At 42.5% G+C, this 17,271-nt stretch carries 12 protein-coding genes; all 12 read left to right on the forward strand.

Translation table 11 applies throughout. The features are described 5' to 3' along the window. Positions 1-47 precede the first annotated feature (47 nt). The 12 genes from DEAC_RS20230 (at position 48) to DEAC_RS20290 (ending at position 17,179) form a co-directional block, all read left to right on the forward strand. Positions 48-1,400 (forward strand): nucleobase:cation symporter-2 family protein, encoded by a 1,353-nt coding sequence (locus DEAC_RS20230; protein WP_047811910.1) that lies wholly within the window; start codon positions 48-50, stop codon positions 1,398-1,400. An 80-nt stretch (positions 1,401-1,480) separates the two neighbouring features. Continuing rightward, positions 1,481-2,704 carry an NAD-dependent dihydropyrimidine dehydrogenase subunit PreA gene (gene preA / locus DEAC_RS20235; RefSeq protein ID WP_047811911.1) on the forward strand — a complete coding sequence of 408 codons (1,224 nt, stop codon included), beginning with the start codon at positions 1,481-1,483 and terminating at the stop codon, positions 2,702-2,704. Between the two features lie 42 nt (positions 2,705-2,746). Further along, positions 2,747-4,075 (forward strand): putative aminohydrolase SsnA, encoded by a 1,329-nt coding sequence (ssnA, locus tag DEAC_RS20240; protein ID WP_047811912.1) that lies wholly within the window; start codon positions 2,747-2,749, stop codon positions 4,073-4,075. Between the two features lie 10 nt (positions 4,076-4,085). Continuing rightward, positions 4,086-5,315, forward strand: a complete 1,230-nt coding sequence (thrC, locus tag DEAC_RS20245; RefSeq protein WP_047811913.1) for a threonine synthase — start codon at positions 4,086-4,088, stop codon at positions 5,313-5,315. 191 nt (positions 5,316-5,506) lie between these two features. Continuing rightward, the gene (locus tag DEAC_RS20250; RefSeq protein WP_047811914.1) at positions 5,507-6,988 is read left to right on the forward strand and encodes a pyridoxal-phosphate dependent enzyme; all 1,482 of its coding nucleotides are present in this window, start codon (positions 5,507-5,509) and stop codon (positions 6,986-6,988) included. Positions 6,989-7,218: 230 nt separating this feature from the next. Continuing rightward, a complete protein-coding gene (locus DEAC_RS20255) occupies positions 7,219-9,030 on the forward strand; it encodes a sigma-70 family RNA polymerase sigma factor (protein ID WP_083996373.1) in 1,812 nt (603 codons plus the stop codon). 378 nt (positions 9,031-9,408) lie between these two features. Next, entirely contained in the window at positions 9,409-10,014 is a 606-nt protein-coding gene (locus DEAC_RS20260; protein ID WP_047811915.1) for a DUF2087 domain-containing protein, read from the forward strand. A 102-nt stretch (positions 10,015-10,116) separates the two neighbouring features. Further along, complete coding sequence (locus DEAC_RS20265; protein WP_047811916.1) at positions 10,117-10,779, forward strand: spermine/spermidine synthase domain-containing protein; 663 nt, start codon at positions 10,117-10,119, stop codon at positions 10,777-10,779. Between the two features lie 312 nt (positions 10,780-11,091). Continuing rightward, positions 11,092-11,892 (forward strand): transposase, encoded by an 801-nt coding sequence (locus tag DEAC_RS20270; protein ID WP_047811917.1) that lies wholly within the window; start codon positions 11,092-11,094, stop codon positions 11,890-11,892. 458 nt (positions 11,893-12,350) lie between these two features. Beyond that, positions 12,351-13,574: a diaminopropionate ammonia-lyase gene (gene dpaL / locus DEAC_RS20275; RefSeq protein WP_047811918.1), complete on the forward strand. Its 1,224-nt coding sequence runs from the start codon at positions 12,351-12,353 to the stop codon at positions 13,572-13,574. Between the two features lie 264 nt (positions 13,575-13,838). After that, entirely contained in the window at positions 13,839-15,602 is a 1,764-nt protein-coding gene (locus tag DEAC_RS20280; protein ID WP_047811919.1) for a sigma-54-dependent Fis family transcriptional regulator, read from the forward strand. A gap of 329 nt (positions 15,603-15,931) precedes the next feature. Further along, positions 15,932-17,179: a YgeY family selenium metabolism-linked hydrolase gene (locus DEAC_RS20290; RefSeq protein ID WP_083996376.1), complete on the forward strand. Its 1,248-nt coding sequence runs from the start codon at positions 15,932-15,934 to the stop codon at positions 17,177-17,179. Positions 17,180-17,271: the final 92 nt, after the last annotated feature.

Raw genomic sequence — 17,271 nt, forward strand, 5'->3', positions numbered from 1 at the left:
ACGATTTGTTGGACCTCTTTATATAAAAAACAACTGGGAGGAAAAAAATGGCTAACACACAACATTCTGTAGCGCCTGTTGACGAAATGATGCCAGCAGCTAAACTCTTTGTGTTTGGCTTGCAGCATGTACTGGCGATGTATGCCGGGGCGGTAGCGGTGCCCTTGATTATTGCCGGAGCCGCTGGGTTAACTAAAGCTCAAACTGCTTTTCTGATTAACGCAGATCTGTTTACTTGTGGGATTGCCACCTTGCTGCAAACGTTGGGAATTTGGAAAATTGGAATTAAAATTCCTGTTATCCAAGGTGTGACCTTCGCTGCTGTGACTCCGATGATTATTATGGCCAAAACAGGAGGCATGGAGACGATCTACGGATCAATTATTATAGCCGGTATCTGTACCTTTCTTTTAGCCCCTTTCTTTAGTAAGTTGATCCGATTTTTTCCGCCTATTGTCACAGGGAGTGTTATTACAGTTATTGGCATCTCCCTGTTGCCTGTAGGTATTGCCTGGGCGGCCGGCGGCACTGGAGACCCTCATTATGGAAGTATGACGTATATTGGGGTTGCGAGTATAGTTCTTATCGCTATCCTTTTAATCAATAAGTTTTTCCGGGGGTTCGTTGCGCACATCTCAGTCCTTCTGGGATTAATTATCGGTCTTATTATCGCCATGCCTGTAGGGCTTGTGAACTTTTCAGGAGTTTCCTCGGCCGCTTGGCTAGGCATCGATTATCCGTTTGCATTTGGGATGCCGAAGTTTGATCTTGGCTCTATCATCGCTATGATCATTGTTATGTTAGTGGTTATGGTCGAGTCAACGGGAGATTTCTTAGCAATTGGTGTAATGGTTGATAAACCAATTGGCGAGAAGGAATTAACGGCTGGGTTACGGGCAGACGGTTTGGCTACGGCTCTCGGCGGGATTTTAAATGCCTTCCCTTACACCGCTTTTGCCCAGAACGTTGGTCTTGTCGGCCTGACTGGAGTTAAAAGTCGTTTCGTAGTAGCTACTTCAGGCGCAATTTTAGTGGTTATGGGTTTCTTCCCTAAATTAGCAACGATTATTGCTTCCCTGCCAAATGCTGTACTCGGTGGTGCTGGGATTGCTATGTTTGGTATTGTTGCTGCCAATGGAATTAAAACATTGTCCAAAGTTGACTACGAAAAAAGACCCAACAACATTTTTATTGTAGCCATTAGTATAGGCTTGGGTGTCATTCCAGTTGTTGACGCGAATTTCTTTAAGTTATTCCCTGATTGGAGTCAGACTATTTTGCACAGTGGTATTACCCTGGGTTCCATAGCGGCTGTTATCCTCAATGCCCTGTTTAACGGCAGCAAAGGCGGCGAAGAGGCCCAAAAGGAACTGGCCGATAATGCAGGAATGAACGCTTAGGACATTGCGTGGGAAAGAAGCTGCTTCTTTCCCACGTTATAATGATTTCGAATAATGGGTGTTAAAAGGGGAATTAAAAAATGTCAGTTGATTTATCAGTGGATTATTGCGGATTTCAACTTGAAAACCCCTTTGTTTTGGCTCCTTCTCCAAGTACAGATCAAGTCGACCAGTTAATTAAGGCCTTTGAAGCAGGTTGGGCAGGTGCTGTTTTAAAGACTGTCAGTATTGACTCCAGCGTAGTCAGGCGTGTCTTTCCTTTAGTCATGAAGGTGGAACATCTTAAAGGGTTTATGGGCCTCCAGAATATTGATTTAATCTCAGAACATTCCGTTGAACAGATTGAACAAACTATTCGTTATTTAAAAAAACGTTTTCCGTTTAAGGCTGTGATACCAAGCATTATCGCCAACAATAAGGGTGACTGGCAAATGCTGGCTCACCGTATGGCGGCGGCGGGAGCAGACTTATTGGAATGCAGTATTTCTTTTCCCCATGGCGCTGATTGGGGACTAGGTGCGAAAATTCAAGAGCCGGCCAGCACGGAAGAAATCGCAGGCTGGGTTAAGGAAGCGGCGGGGAAGGTTCCTGTTGTTGTCAAGTTATCGGCGCAAGACTCGGATATTATTGCTACTGCTGCGGCAGTTGAACGCAGCGGAGCAGAGGGCGTTTGTGCCTTAAATACCCTGAAAAGCATTTCTGGAGTAGATTTGGATACCCTGATTCCCACTCCAAATATTGCTGGGCTTTCTACATACGGAGGACTTTCCGGACCGGCCCTAAAGCCCATTGCCTTGAGATGTACTGCGGAAATTGCGCAGAAGTTAAATCTCGACATTGCAGCGAGCGGTGGAATTACTACCTGGCAGGATGGTGCAGAATTTCTTCTGCTGGGAGCAAGTTCTTTACAGCTCTGTACGGCTGTTTTACGCTTTGGCGTCGGAATTATTGATGAATTAATCAAAGGGTTGCAAGGGTGGATGGAGGAAAAGTCCTTTCAGAGTCTAACAGATGTGATTGGGCGTTCGCTGCCGTATCTTGTGGGACACTCTCACCTTCCGAGAGGGATACAAGTAGTTTCTCATATTAAGGCGGACCGTTGCAATCGGTGTGGTGATTGTTATGATGTCTGCCGAACCGGGGGCCATGAGGCTGTTTTTTGGACAGAGGGGTTTCCGGAAGTTGATATAAGGCGATGTATTGGCTGCGGGCTATGTCAGGCAATGTGTTCAAGTCAGGCGATTTCGCTAACCAGGTTGATGGGAGAGCGTTTATCTCCTGATAGGATAGATAAATCTAATTAATCATATCTTAAGTGAACTATTAAAGAGAGGATGAGTTGAGTAATGCTTATCATTGGGAATGGAATGGTATTAACCTTAGGCAAGAGCAACCAGGTTATTCCTCAAGGCGGAGTGCTGATTCAGGACAGCAAGATTATCGAAGTTGGGTCCTCTCAAGAGCTGCGGACACGTTTTCCTGAAGCCCGGTTTATTGACGCTCGGGGAAAGTTGATTATGCCGGGATTGATTAATACTCATATGCATCTTTATAGTACATTCGCTCGGGGGATGGATGCTAAAAGCAAACCACCGCGCAATTTCCGCGATATTCTGGAAGGCCTTTGGTGGAAACTGGATAAATTGCTGACGATGGAGGATGTTTACTACAGCGCTCTGACGCCGCTTATTGAGTGTATTAAAACGGGTACAACCACGATTGTTGATCACCATGCCAGCCCAAATGCGGTAACAGGCAGCCTGTCAACCTTAGCTAAAGCCGCTAAAGAGATGGGGGTACGTGCCGCTTTTTGCTATGAGGTTTCGGACCGCGACGGTGAGTCTATCGCCCAAGAAGGAATTAAGGAGAATGCTGACTTCATTAAAGCCTGTCAAGGAACTTCCGATGCCATGGCTGCCGGATTGTTTGGGCTTCACGCTTCTTTGACCTTATCAGACAAAACGTTGCAGCAGTGCAGTGATGAAGCGAAAAAACTGGGAGCAGGATTTCACGTTCATGTGGCCGAGGGTATCGAAGATGTTGACGATTGCTTGACGAATCACGGGATGAGGGTTGTCGAGCGTTTTGAGAAATTCGGAATCCTTGGGCCTAAATCTATAGCGGCACATTGTGTTCATGTCAATGATCGGGAAATAGAACTCCTAAAAGCTTCAAAAACTCAAGTTGTCCATAATCCTGAGTCCAACATGGGAAATGCAGTTGGTGTAACACCGGTTCTTAAAATGTTGGATAGGGGTGTAAGAGTCGGCTTGGGAACAGATGGGTATACCTGTGATATGTTTGAAAGCGCAAAAGTGGAAAATGTCCTGCAAAAGCATGCTGCCGCAGACCCCAGTGTGGCCTGGGCAGAAGTTCCTCAAATGTTATATGGCAATAACCCCCTAATCGCTTCCGATTTATTTGGCGGAACGTTTGGCGAACTCACTCCAGGAGCCTGGGCAGACGTGATTGTTGTTGATTATATTCCCGCAACGCCTTTGAACGAGACGAATTGGAGCGGACATCTTCTTTTCGGTGTTTCCGGTCATAACGTGGAAACAACGGTGATTAACGGCAGAGTGCGAATGCTGGACAGGGTACTTGTTGATATTGATGAAGAAGCGATCTGTGCTCGTTCCCGTGAATTGGCCCAAGCCATTTGGAATAGGATTTGAGGTGACTGAGATGGAAAATGTATTGGGATTGCGCTGCATTCAATGTGGTAAAGAATTAGCCCCTGAACCGGGAGTATATACTTGCCCGGCCTGTGGTTCGAAAGCTGGAATTATGGATGTTATCTATGATTATTCAGCAATAAACAAGATAACGTCACGGGAAAAATTATCGCAATCGAAAGATTACTCAATCTTTCGTTATCTGCTGTTTCTTCCAATCCATCCGGAAACTCCCCGGCCCCATCTAAGAGTAGGCTGGAGTCCATTGTATAAACCGCCGGGACTTGGCAAGCAGTTGGGAATGAGTAATTTGTACATTAAAGATGACGGGCAAAACCCTACAGCGTCTTTAAAGGACCGCGCTTCGATTATTGCCGTTGTCAAAGCCGTAGAGGAAAAGGCGCCAACAGTTTCCTGCTCTTCGACGGGAAATGCCGCCTCATCTTTGGCCGGAAGTGCAGCTGCCATGGGACTGAAAAGTGTTATTTTTGTGCCCAGCCGCGCTCCCCAGGGAAAAGTGGCGCAATTGTTAATTTTCGGGGCCAAGGTTATCAGTGTTCAGGGCTCTTATGAGGACACCTTTAGATTATCTGCCGAAGCTATTGAGCGTTTCGGCTGGTATAACCGCAATGCTGCCATAAATCCCTATCTTGTGGAAGGCAAAAAAACAGTGGCTTTGGAAATTGCTGAGCAGTTTCACTGGGAGGTTCCTGATTGGGTTGTGCTTTCTGTCGGTGATGGATGCACGATTGCCGGAGTTTGGAAGGGCTTTAAAGATCTCTATCAAGCCGGCTGGATCGAGCGCTTGCCCAAGATTGTCGGGGTTCAATCAACGGGATGCTGCCCCCTTGTCGATGCCTTCTTAGAAAATCGCCCTTGGCAGCCGGCGGAGGAAAACACGTTAGCGGACAGTATCGCTGTAGGTGTGCCGCGTAATCCGGACAAGGCTTTGCGTGCTGTGTGCGAATCGGGGGGAACGATGATCGCAGTGCCCGATGAGGAAATCCTGGAAGCCATGCGAGAGCTGGGAAGAACCAGCGGGATTTTCGGCGAACCGGCAGGGGTAACTGGAATGGCAGGACTTAAAGCCTTAGTTAAACAAGGTGTCATAGGGGCCGATGAAAAGGTTGTGGCCATAGTTACAGGTAATGGTCTTAAAGATGTCAAAAATGCTATAGCTGCAGTGGGTGAACCAATAAAAGTGGAGCCGTCCCTGGACGAATTGATGGGAAAATTATAAGCCCCAACTTCTATAAGTGGGGGTGGGTCCTTCGTTAACTTCAGGTGGGGTAGAGTCCTCCTTTGCCGCTAAGTATTCCAATTGGTAAAGGCGGCTCGGCAATAATGTCCACTGGACATTATTGTATCTGAAGCCCCGATGTTCAGCTTTAGCTGAACGAGTTCACGCGTTACCATAAAGGAGGAAAGACAATGAAAAACTTAATTGATTTAACGATTAATGAAGAGCAGCTCGCAAAAACAGCCCAGAGTGTTAAAGAGCGGAATATTTTGATTCCAACGCTGGCTCAAATGAAAGATCCTAATAAAGTTCCTGCGAAAGTGAAAGAAAAATTGAAAAAGACTGGTTTATGGGATGTTGATCCCATTAACCTCTTTCGAATCTCCTGGAAAAATGAGCCGGTTAAAGAAGGCGGGCTTTATAATTCTTTGCCGAACTATCTTGAAATCCCCTCTGCTATTTCTGGTGTTAAAGCAAGAATTATTGCCATGGCAGGCAAGTATTTTCCGACAGGTGCCCATAAGGTTGGGGCAAGCTTTGCCTGTTTAGTCCCGCGCTTGGTAACCGGCCAATTTGATCCTAAATATCATGAGGCTGTCTGGCCCTCAACAGGCAATTATTGCCGCGGCGGTGCTTATAATTCGGCCTTGCTGGGCTGTAAATCGATTGCCATTTTACCTGAGAACATGAGTAAAGAGCGTTTTGAATGGCTGAAAACAGTGGCGGGTGAAATTATTGCCACTCCTGGTTGTGAAAGCAATGTTAAGGAAATTTATGATAAAACTTGGGAGTTGAAAAGAACCCGCGATAACGTCGTGATTTTCAATCAATTTGGGGAATTAGGCAATCATCTTTGGCACTATGAAGTAACCGGCAATGCTATGCAGGAGATTATCAAAGCCGAAGCCGGTCCTAAGGGAAGACTTGCCGGAGTATGCTTAACCTCCGGGTCAGCAGGTACTTTGGGCTGCGGTGATTACTTGAAGGACCAATATCCCAAAGCCAAATTAGCCGTCGGGGAAGCTTTGCAATGTCCAACATTGTTAAATAATGGATTCGGTGATCATAGAATCGAAGGGATCGGTGACAAACATATTCCTTGGATCCATAATGTTAAGAACACCGATATGGTGATTGCCATCGATGACAATGATAGCTTGGGAATGTTCCGGCTCTTTAGCGAACCTGCAGGACAAACTTATTTGAAAGAGCAAGGTGTCGCTGATGACGTTATAGCAAAACTTCCATGGGTCGGAATTTCCGGAGCGGCTAATATTTTATCGGCAATTAAATTCGCTAAATACTATGAGCTGACAGAGGACGATATTGTTATGACCGTCCTTACCGATTCGGCTGAAATGTATCAATCCCGCTTAAAAGAGATGGAAGAAGAAAGAGGTCAAGAATATAGCCTGATTCATGCTGCCATCGACCATAACCGCAATGTCTTAGGTGTCAGAACAGACAGCATGGAGGAATTAACCTATCAAAGCAAAAAACGCATTCACAATCTGAAGTATTACACTTGGATTGAACAACAAATGTATGATTTAGATGAACTAAACGCCCAATGGTACGATTATGATAATTACTGGGGCCGACTCCATCAGATGGGACACGAATTAGACAAGCTTATTGAACAGTTTAACGCCAGAACCGGCCTGGCAGAGTAACATCTGCCGTGTCAGGGGGACGGTCCCAGCAACACGCTTTCCGTGATGCTGGGACCGTTCTTTGTGTTAGTGGGACGGTCCTTCTAACACGTTTGCAAAACGCTTCCTAATATGTTTTTGGAAAGACATTAATTTTCATATTATAGTTTTGGTGATATTATCGAGAAGATATTTATCACTATTTTTTTTAAAAAGAACGGAACTTTTTAAACGATAAAAGCATCTTAAGAATGAACTCAGGACGAAGGGAGAGAAACAAGGTTTTGGATCAGGTCTCAGAATTTGTTAGGGATGTACAAAGCGGCAATAAAGAAGCGTGGGAGTCTCTTCTGCGAAATGTTTATCCCTCAGCTCTAAGTCAAGCAAAGATGCTGCTTCGTGATCAGGATCTCGCGGAAGACGCTTTGCAGAATGCCCTGATTAAAGTTTTTAAATTTCTCCCGACATTAGAGACACCGGAAGCTTTCAAGGCATGGTTTCGAAGAGTACTGATGAATGAAGTGTATTTAATCCTTAGAATGAGGCAGAAAGAAACGGAAGGCCTAAATGCCGAGCTTCTAGTTGATCAATGCGCTGCCCCTGATGAACGTGTAACGTTGAAAGTTGAACTTTTTCGTGTTCTTCAGATGTTACCTTTTGAACAACAACAAGTTTTCATCGAGGTAGATGTGTGGGGCAAATCTCTTAATGATACGGCAAAAGAATATGGATTACCATTGGGAACGGTTAAATCCCGGCTATTTCGGGCAAGAGAACGTTTGCGAAAGGAGCTTCGGGATTGGTTAGGAGCGGAAACGGTCAAGAACCGCTGCACTTTGGAGAATAACTATGACAAGGGGAGTTGGATCGTGAGTACTGAACAAAAAAAATGGCCGACAATGGAACAATTTTATGACTATTTAGAAGGCACAATGCCCTCGGAAGAGAGGGCGGATTTTGAAAAACAATGGTCAAATAATTCTGAGTGGTTGATGGAGTTGTCCAGGCATAAAAACTTTTTAACGTTGCTTCATTCCCTAACAGGACGACTTACTTTTTCCTCCGAAGAGATTGCGGAGAAAGCTCGGAAACTAAATGATCAGATCCAAGATTATGAGATGGTGCAAGAACAAACTTATTTTAAAGAAACAGGACCTAGCACGATTTCTTATCATGTTTGGTTTAAGCGACCTGGACAACTTCGAATCGAGTCTTCCAATCCAATGGTTGATAAAACGATCACGACCGTTCGCGGGCAGGAAATGTTATGTTGGACAAAATCGAGTCAAAAAGCTAGAAGGTTAAAGTTTAATCAAGAGATAAGTAAGCAAATGGGCCCAAATTATCTCGATGCTCTGAAGAAATTGGCCGCTGATAAGAATTGCAAAGTATTAGGAACGGATTATGTTGAAGGCCGTCCTGCCTTGCACATTCAATTTATGGAAAAAGTAGATAATATGAAGGACATGAATACTCATGTATGGCTGGATAAGGTTTCCTGGATGCTCTTAGTAACAGAACGTTATAATTCAGAAGGAAAGCTTATACTCAGAACACTTGTCAAAGAATTGAAACTAAATCAGGGTATTCCCGACTCTTATTTTGAATTAGAGATTCCTGAAGGGGTTAAGATTGATGAAGATGAGAGCGAAGAGATTCATCCGTTCATAGAGATTTCTCTCGAAGAAGCAAGCCGGCGTTTGTCATGTCCAATGTATTGTTTTCAAACCAAAAATTTTAGCGTCAAACACCAATGGGTTCGTTTTTCTGATAAGCAAGAAGCGGTAGTGAGCCTTTACAAGAAGATAGGAGAACCAATAGCCTATTTAACACTTACCCAAGGAAAAACTTCTCAAACGAACAGTCCTGCTCAAGAATCTGGTGAGGTTATGTATTTTACGTTTGCAGGAAGTGAAGTTAAAGGGGTATTTCGCGAGCTTAATTTTGGTTCGGCTATGAAAATGATTACTTGGGAATATCAAGGACAGTATTTTTCTGCGGCATGTAATGGGAGTAAAGAAGAGTTAATGGATAATATCAAAGAACTTCATTGTGGTAATTGAGGACCATTTTTTGTGAATAATTGCTTTCAAATCCCTGAATCGAGTTCAAAAGGAGCTAATTAGGGGAACGTTGCATAATAAATATCTATCTGTTTTTATAAATAAAATCCTGTATAGGTAGAGGATAAAACCACTATTTATGCAGGATTTTATTTACTAGAAGCGTTTATGAATTTTGCAACAGGTTTTTTTAGTTTTAAAAACATAACATGTTAGCTAGTTTTTTTCTATACTTGGAATTTTGTTTGGCTGTTAAAACTTGACAGATTATCTAATTAGATTATAATCTAATTAGATAATCATCGAATCTCTTTTTGATTCTTATTAGATATCCTAAAACAGCGGTTTTAGAGATTGTAGAAAAGGAGTGGTTAACTATTGCAGCTAAATCGAATTATTAATTTTCATAAGGCATTATCTGATCCTACACGTATTCGTATTCTTGCGCTTTTGGCGAAGGAGCCTCAACATGGTCAGGCACTTGCAGAACGCCTTGGGATAACCCCTTCGACGATAACTCACCACATGGCAAGACTTCGCGATGCGGGTCTCATAAAAACTAGACGAGAGAAGAACACTATTTATTTTTCTTTGGAGGAGATGACATTACAACGGGATGCTCAGGCAACTTTGAATTTTATTCTAGAATCAGTAAATGGGCTCATGAAAACTGAAGGGGAGGAAGGCATGTCAAATAGTCGTGAAAAAGAACGTGATCGCGTTCTCAGGAATTTCTTTACTCCTGATGGCAAACTGAAACAAATTCCTGTTCAATGCAAGAAAAGGCGATTTGTTTTAGAACGGATGTTAGACGGATTAACGGTAGGGCGAAAGTATTTGGAAAACGAGATTAACGAGCATATTAAAACATTTCACCCGGATTACGCAACCATTCGGCGTGAGTTCATTATATGGGGCTACATGTACCGAGATAATGGGATCTATGAAATGAATCCTCCAGAATTATGGAAAAGAGAGGATTAAGACAGTGTGAGGAAAAGTAGGTTCAATCCGAGACAATGTATTATTTCGACGCTTGCTCAACGCAACGTTTGTTAGTAATCCAAAATTAAGGAGACTGAATTTATGCAAGATAATATTATGGTAATAGAACGCTGCTTAACCCAAAGAGGAGAACTACAGTTACAAAAACGTAATCAGGATTATGAGATAATAAGTAATGGAGTATTCTTAATTTCAACGTATAATGGCGATTCTGAACGGAAATTGGTTACCCTAGCTTTAAGATTCTCATCCAATCCCCAAAAAGTTTTAGTTGCAGGTTTAGGTGTTGGTTATTCTCTTCAAGAAATGCTTGGCGAAACTCAAGTTAAGGAAATTGTAGTTCTTGAACTTGAAACTAAGATTATTGAATGGAATTATACTTACTTTTCTCCGCTAATGGGTAATTTTTTAAAAGATCCTCGGATTCGGATTATACAAGAGGACTTACTGACCTGGCTAGATTCTACTGAAGACAAATTTGATATCATTTGCATAGATATTGATAACGGTCCTGAGTGGACGGTTATGGAATCTAATTGTCGTTTATACACGGGAAAAGGACTTTATGCACTTTCTAAGATTCTTAATCCATCTGGAGTAGTCTCTTTTTGGAGTTCCTCAGCATCAGAGAATTTTCATAATCGCTTAAAGAACTATTTTAGTAATGTAAAGGAATATCAAGTTGAAAGTAAGCGCGGAGAACCAGATTACATTTATCTTGGGCTAAATTACGATAAACAATAACAAACTATGCGCACCTGATGCAGATATAAGGGACGCGAATAGAGTTAGGTGAGCGCTAACCGCTCTGATGATAGCAAAAATATTTCGTCTTGGTATCACGGTAATTCACTTTATAAGTACATCGTATTAGTTAAATATAAAGCGATAAGTAAGGGTCGGATAAAATAGCGGTTCGAAAACCCCTTATTGAATTTGATATTCTGTTAAAACAGTGAATGTTGTGTGTTGAAAGGACCGTCCCCCTGACACATATTGACATCATGGTAAATAGTGGATATGCTGAACGGAAAGGGGATGAAAGGGAGAATCTAAATGACCAGATTACAACGGAGATATAGTAATTCTGGATGTTATCATATTATGCTCAGAGGGAACGAACGCAAAAATATATTCTTAGATGATGAAGATCGTCAAAGATTTATTAATATTGTTAATAAAAAGCAAACTGACAATATGCTGATTTTATATGCTTATTGCCTTATGGACAATCATGTTCATTTAGCCCTAAAAGATACTAACAATGACGTTTCAATTTCACTGAAAGGAATTGCAACCAGTTATGCGATGCATTTCAACAAAAAGTATGGTCGTGTAGGGCATGTATTTCAGGGCCGCTATAGAAGTGAGGTAATTGAAAATGACAGGTCCCTATTAGCAGTTATTCGCTATATTCACCAGAATCCTCAAAAGGCCTTTTTAGTACAACGTGCCGAACAGTATCAGTGGAGCAGTTATCAATGGTACTTAGACCGGAACAGGGAAGGGTCAACGATTGTGGATGTTCTATATATCCTAAAAATGTTTGCCGAAGATCAAAAGGATGCAATCAATGAGTTTATTAAATTCTCAAACGAAAATAATAAGGATACTAATCCCTATTTGGACGACAATGAAGGTAATGGTACAATTCGAACTATCCAAGATGGTAAAGTATATCTGCATAACTACCTGAACCAGAATTGGTCAGAAATGAGTTTAGACATGATTAAAACGGAAAAAAATTTTAGAACTTCAGTAATAAGAAATTTACGAACCAACACAAATCTATCGGTGGTTTCTATTGCCAAATTGCTCGGAATTAATAGAGGAATGGTTGAGAGAGTCAGGTCTTAAAGAGTTTGCCTATTGAATCAGTTTAAAAATCAGTAGATTGGGACGATCAGTTTGATAAATTAAGCGGATCGTCTTTTTTGTTTTTTTAACATAAGATTGGTTCTGGTTCTTTGCTATATTTAGATTTTGTAATGATATTAATTTCGGTAAACAAAATAGTTTAGTTCGTTCTAGAGGTATATCTCCAGATTTACTCTATTGGAAATATTAAACAATGCAGAAATCTAAAATTTAACGCAGGAAAAAATTATTAACGTCAATAGAATGTTATCAAAGCGTGTCAGAAGAAAAAAGCGTGTCAAAAGGACCGTCCCTCTGACACGTTAAAAGGTGGCACGATAATTGCATGAAATATTCCTTGATTTTAGTGAGAACAATTCAATTTAGGGGGAGATAAAATCTAAGGGCTTCAACAAGAAATTGTTTTCGATAGTAATTTTGGAATAGGAGCGATTATCGTGAGTGACGAAATTAAATGGATTCAAAATAACATGTTAAAAACTTATGGCAAAGGTTCTTCCACCAAACTTTTCAGTAAAGATGAAATTGAGAAAGCGAGACGATTTCATGAGACATTCCCTGATTATCAGCCTACACCTCTGCGGGCGTTAAATAGATTGGCCTCAAATTATGGGGTGAAAGGCATTTATGTCAAGGATGAATCTTTTCGCTTTGGTCTGAATGCCTTTAAGGCTTTAGGGGGTTCCTATGCTATTGGGAGATATCTTGCCCAACGACTCCATAAAGACATCAGTGAGCTTCCTTATCAAGTTCTAACTTCCCCGGAAGTTAAAGAACAATTAGGCGATATAACCTTTGCCACAACGACGGATGGTAATCATGGCCGGGGTATAGCCTGGACTGCCCGTCAATTGGGACAAAAATCAGTTGTGTATATGCCGAAAGGATCGTCCCAGTTTCGTTTGGATAAAATCAGGGAAGAGGGCGCAGAAGCTTCGATTACGGACTTGAATTATGATGATGCCGTTCGCATGACGGCTGAGGAAGCAGAAAAAAATGGCTGGGTGGTTGTGCAGGATACTTCCTGGGAAGGTTATGAAGAAATTCCCTCGTGGATTATGCAGGGCTATGGTACTATGTCGGCTGAAGCGCTGGAAGAACTGAATAATCTTGGCGTAGAGAAACCGACTCATATCTTTGTGCAGGCCGGTGTGGGGGCCTTGGCCGGATCGGTGCAGGGGTATTTCGCCTCACTCTTTCAGGAGGATCGCCCTAAGACAGTAGTGGTTGAAGCTAATAAAGCGGATTGTTTATATAAGTCTGCTCTTGCCGGAGATGGCAGGCCACGGGTTGTCGGTGGAGATATGTCGACGATTATGGCCGGATTGGCTTGCGGCGAACCGAATCTTATTGGCTGGAATATTCTTAGAGACTACAGCCAGATGTTTGTCTCTTCTCCGGACTGGGTTGCTGCCCGAGGGATGAGAGTTTTGGCTAATCCCTTGCTTGGAGATCCCAGGGTTATATCCGGAGAATCTGGAGCAGTGACGGCAGGCCTCTTAGGCTCCTTTTTAAGGGATAAGGCCTTCAAAGCAGCTAGAGAGCAGTTAAATATCAATGATCAATCACAAATTCTCATCTTCAACACGGAAGGGAATACGGATCCTTATAAATATCTAAGCATTGTTTGGGATGGAGAATTGCCGTCAACGGGCCGTTAAGGCAGCAATTCTTAAGTGCACGGCAGTTTTGAATATAAGGAAGAGTCCATCCCTTCAACGTGATAAATTTGTTATGGTTTAGGCACTTTTGGCGAAAGAGTCTACAGGACATTTCGTTACCGAAACCTCGAGGTTCAGCTTTGGCTGAATGAGTTCACCGCCTTTGTTTTTTTAATTTTGTCGCAAATGGACTTCGAGTCTCGAAATGAGACTAAGAGTTGTATATAATGTAATCAGGTAGTGAATTATTATTGAGGTGCTAAGATGTATCACCTAAGTGACATAAAAACAACAGTACAGCAGACCGCAGATGCTATTGCTGCGGCTTTAAAAATCGAGGTTGAAATTGCCGACGCCGATTTAATTAGGGTTGCCGGAACGGGCAAATATAAGATTCGTTCTGGGAGTCCAATGAATGATGGCTTTGTTTATCGTCATGTTATGAAAACCGGCGAGCCGGTAATTATTGATAATCCTGGTTACAATGAGCTTTGTAAGCCGTGTACTTGCCGAGGGAATTGCCTTGAGTTGGCCGAAGTCGCGATTCCTATTCGCGCTGATGATCAAATTATTGGTGTGATAGGCCTGGTAAGCTTTGATGAAGAACAGACGAAGCGCTTGATGGATAATAAACAATCGCTTTTGAGCTTCCTGGAAAAGATGTCTGAGCTTCTTGTCGGCAAAGTGGTGGAAAGTCACCAAAACCGTGAACGAGAGCTTCTGACAAGTCAGTTGCTGACAGTGCTTAATCTATTGCCTGACGGCATTTTATTAATTAACGATCAGAAGAAAGTAACCCATTTTAACACTCATGCCAGAAAGCTGCTGGATATTGAAGCGAACCAAGAATTGGAGCTCTATCAGTTATTGGATGATAAAAAGCTATGGCTGGCGGTGGAAAAAGGAGAACAGTTTTCCGGTCCAATTCGAGGAAAACGCGTGGCTACTCAGCTTTATTGCGATGTTGTTCCCATTAAGAACAATGAAGTCATTGAAGGTGCCGTTATTACCCTTAGAGATATTCAGCAGATTAAAAAGTTAGTTAAAGAGGCCACTGTGAGTGAAATTGAAACCCATTTTTCCCAGATTATCGGCAATTCGGCTAAAATGAATGAGCTTAAAACCATGGCTTTGCATGTTGCCCCCAGCAAGGCTACGCTATTAATTCAAGGGGAAAGCGGGACAGGTAAAGAATTGCTGGCCCGGGCTATTCATCAGAGCAGCAATCGTAAAGGTCATGCTTTTATAGCGATTAACTGTGGGGCAATTCCTGAAAACTTATTGGAAAGTGAACTCTTCGGTTATGAAGAGGGCTCCTTCACCGGTGCACGGCGGGGCGGTAAGATGGGAAAATTTGAACTGGCTCATAATGGGACAATCTTTCTGGACGAAATTGGCGACATGCCACTGCATTTACAGGTTAAGATTTTAAGAGTTTTACAGGAGCGCCGAGTTGAACGTATTGGCAGTACACGTTCGATTCCTTTAGATGTTCGAGTGATTGCCGCAACCCACCGTGATCTTGAAGAGATGGTGAAGACTGGCGAATTTCGCGAAGATCTGTATTATCGGCTCAATGTTATTCCTTTAATGATTCCTCCCTTGCGCGAGCGTCAGGAAGATATTCCTGTTCTCGTTCAATTCTATTTGGATTATTATTCGTCCGTTACAGAAAAAGCGGTTAAAGGTCTAACACCTGAGGTAATGGTAAAATTAACTCATTATCCTTGGCCGGGTAATGTTCGGGAATTAGGCAACGTCATCGAATACTGCGTAACGATGGTTGTAGGAGACTATATTACTTTGGACAATCTACCCCAACGTATTAGAGATGGTCTTAAATCAGAGCCTAAAAGCAGCTCTTTAAACTTAAAACAGCTTGAGCGAGAGGCAATTACGAAAGCCCTGACCCTTGCCGAAACCGAGGGACATAAAGAAGATGCTGCTAATATGCTTGGGATAAGCCGGGCTACCCTTTACCGAAAGATAAAAGAGTATCAAATTGGAGAAAATAAAACCTTTTTTTAGGTTTGATGGTGAAGATAACGAGGAATTTTTCTGTATCAAAACTTGACGAATGTCTCAAAATGAGATTAGAGACTTCAATTCTGCCTGTGGCACTCGTCGAGAAATTTTTAACGTTTATTTCAATAAATATTGAGTCTCAATTTGAGATTACAATGAATAAATCTATGTTATTTACTAAATTCAATCTGCTTAGAGCCCTAAAACATAAAGGAACAAGGTGTCTGGAAATGGCATGAATCTTGCATTAATCAATAAGGGAACGATCATAATACCTATGACGATCGAAAACCGCAATCCATAATCCAAACGTAGTGAAAGGGGAATTTATTTTGGATACCGATTTTGCAAAAGTTCTGGAATTGGCTAAAAAGTATGAACCTGAAATGAGCCGTTTCTTACGTGATCTCATCGCCATACCAAGCGAGAGTTGTGCTGAAAAGGACGTCGTACTGCGAATCAAAGAAGAAATGCTCAAAGTAGGGTTTGAGCGAGTAGATATTGATCCTATGGGAAATGTTCTTGGGTATATCGGTCATGGTAAACACCTTATAGCCATGGATGCTCATATTGATACCGTGGGAGTCGGCGATCCGGGACTTTGGAAATATGATCCCTATCAAGGGTACGAAGATGAAGAGATTATAATCGGCCGCGGTGCATCGGACCAAACCGGTGGTATGGTTTCCATGGTTTATGCCGGCAAGATTATTAAAGATCTCGGTTTAGAAGATGAATATACATTAGTGGTTGTCGGGTCTGTGCAAGAAGAAGACTGCGATGGCTTATGCTGGCAATATATTATTAATGAAGATAAAGTTGTCCCCGAATTTGTGGTCATAACTGAACCCACGGATGGCAAAATTTATCGCGGGCATCGGGGACGAATGGAAATTAAAGTGATGACGAAAGGCGTTAGCTGCCATGGTTCGGCACCTGAACGAGGAGATAATGCTATTTATAAAATGGCCCCGATTCTGACGGAACTTCGCAGTTTACATGAAAATTTGACGGATCATCCTTTCTTAGGTAAAGGCAGTTTAACGGTTTCAGAGATTTTCCACACTTCGCCATCACGCTGTGCCGTGGCTGACAGCTGCTGGATTTCGGTCGACCGTCGTTTAACAGCCGGAGAATCCTGGGAATTCGCTCTTCAACAAATAAGAAATCTTCCTTCCGTCAAAGCGGCCAATGCCGAAGTGAGTATGTACACTTATGAAAGGCCGTCTTATACGAATCTCGTTTATCCTACCGAGGCGTATTTCCCAACCTGGTTGATTGAGGCCGGACATCCGGTAAGCACGACCTTAGAAGAGGCCTACAAAGGACTGTTTGGCAAGGATCCTGTTGTTGATAAGTGGACCTTCTCCACAAACGGTGTTTCCATCATGGGTCGTTATGGAATTCCTTGCATTGGTTTTGGACCCGGTCATGAGGATCAAGCTCATGCGCCCAATGAGCGCACCTGGAAAAAGGAACTCGTGGATTGTGCCGCTATGTATGCAGTCATTCCAAGTTTATATGTCCAAAAGTATGTCGATCTCATGCCAAGCGCTACGGAAAATTTAGTGAAGCTGTAAGCTAATCTCTCTTTGAACGACTGCAAAATGGACAAGGAATTTTAACACATTTACTGATCTTAAAGAATTAACTAGTAGGAGGAACCAATACA

Origin of the sequence: Desulfosporosinus acididurans (assembly GCF_001029285.1) — a bacterium.
Classification (GTDB): Bacteria; Bacillota; Desulfitobacteriia; order Desulfitobacteriales; family Desulfitobacteriaceae; genus Desulfosporosinus; species Desulfosporosinus acididurans.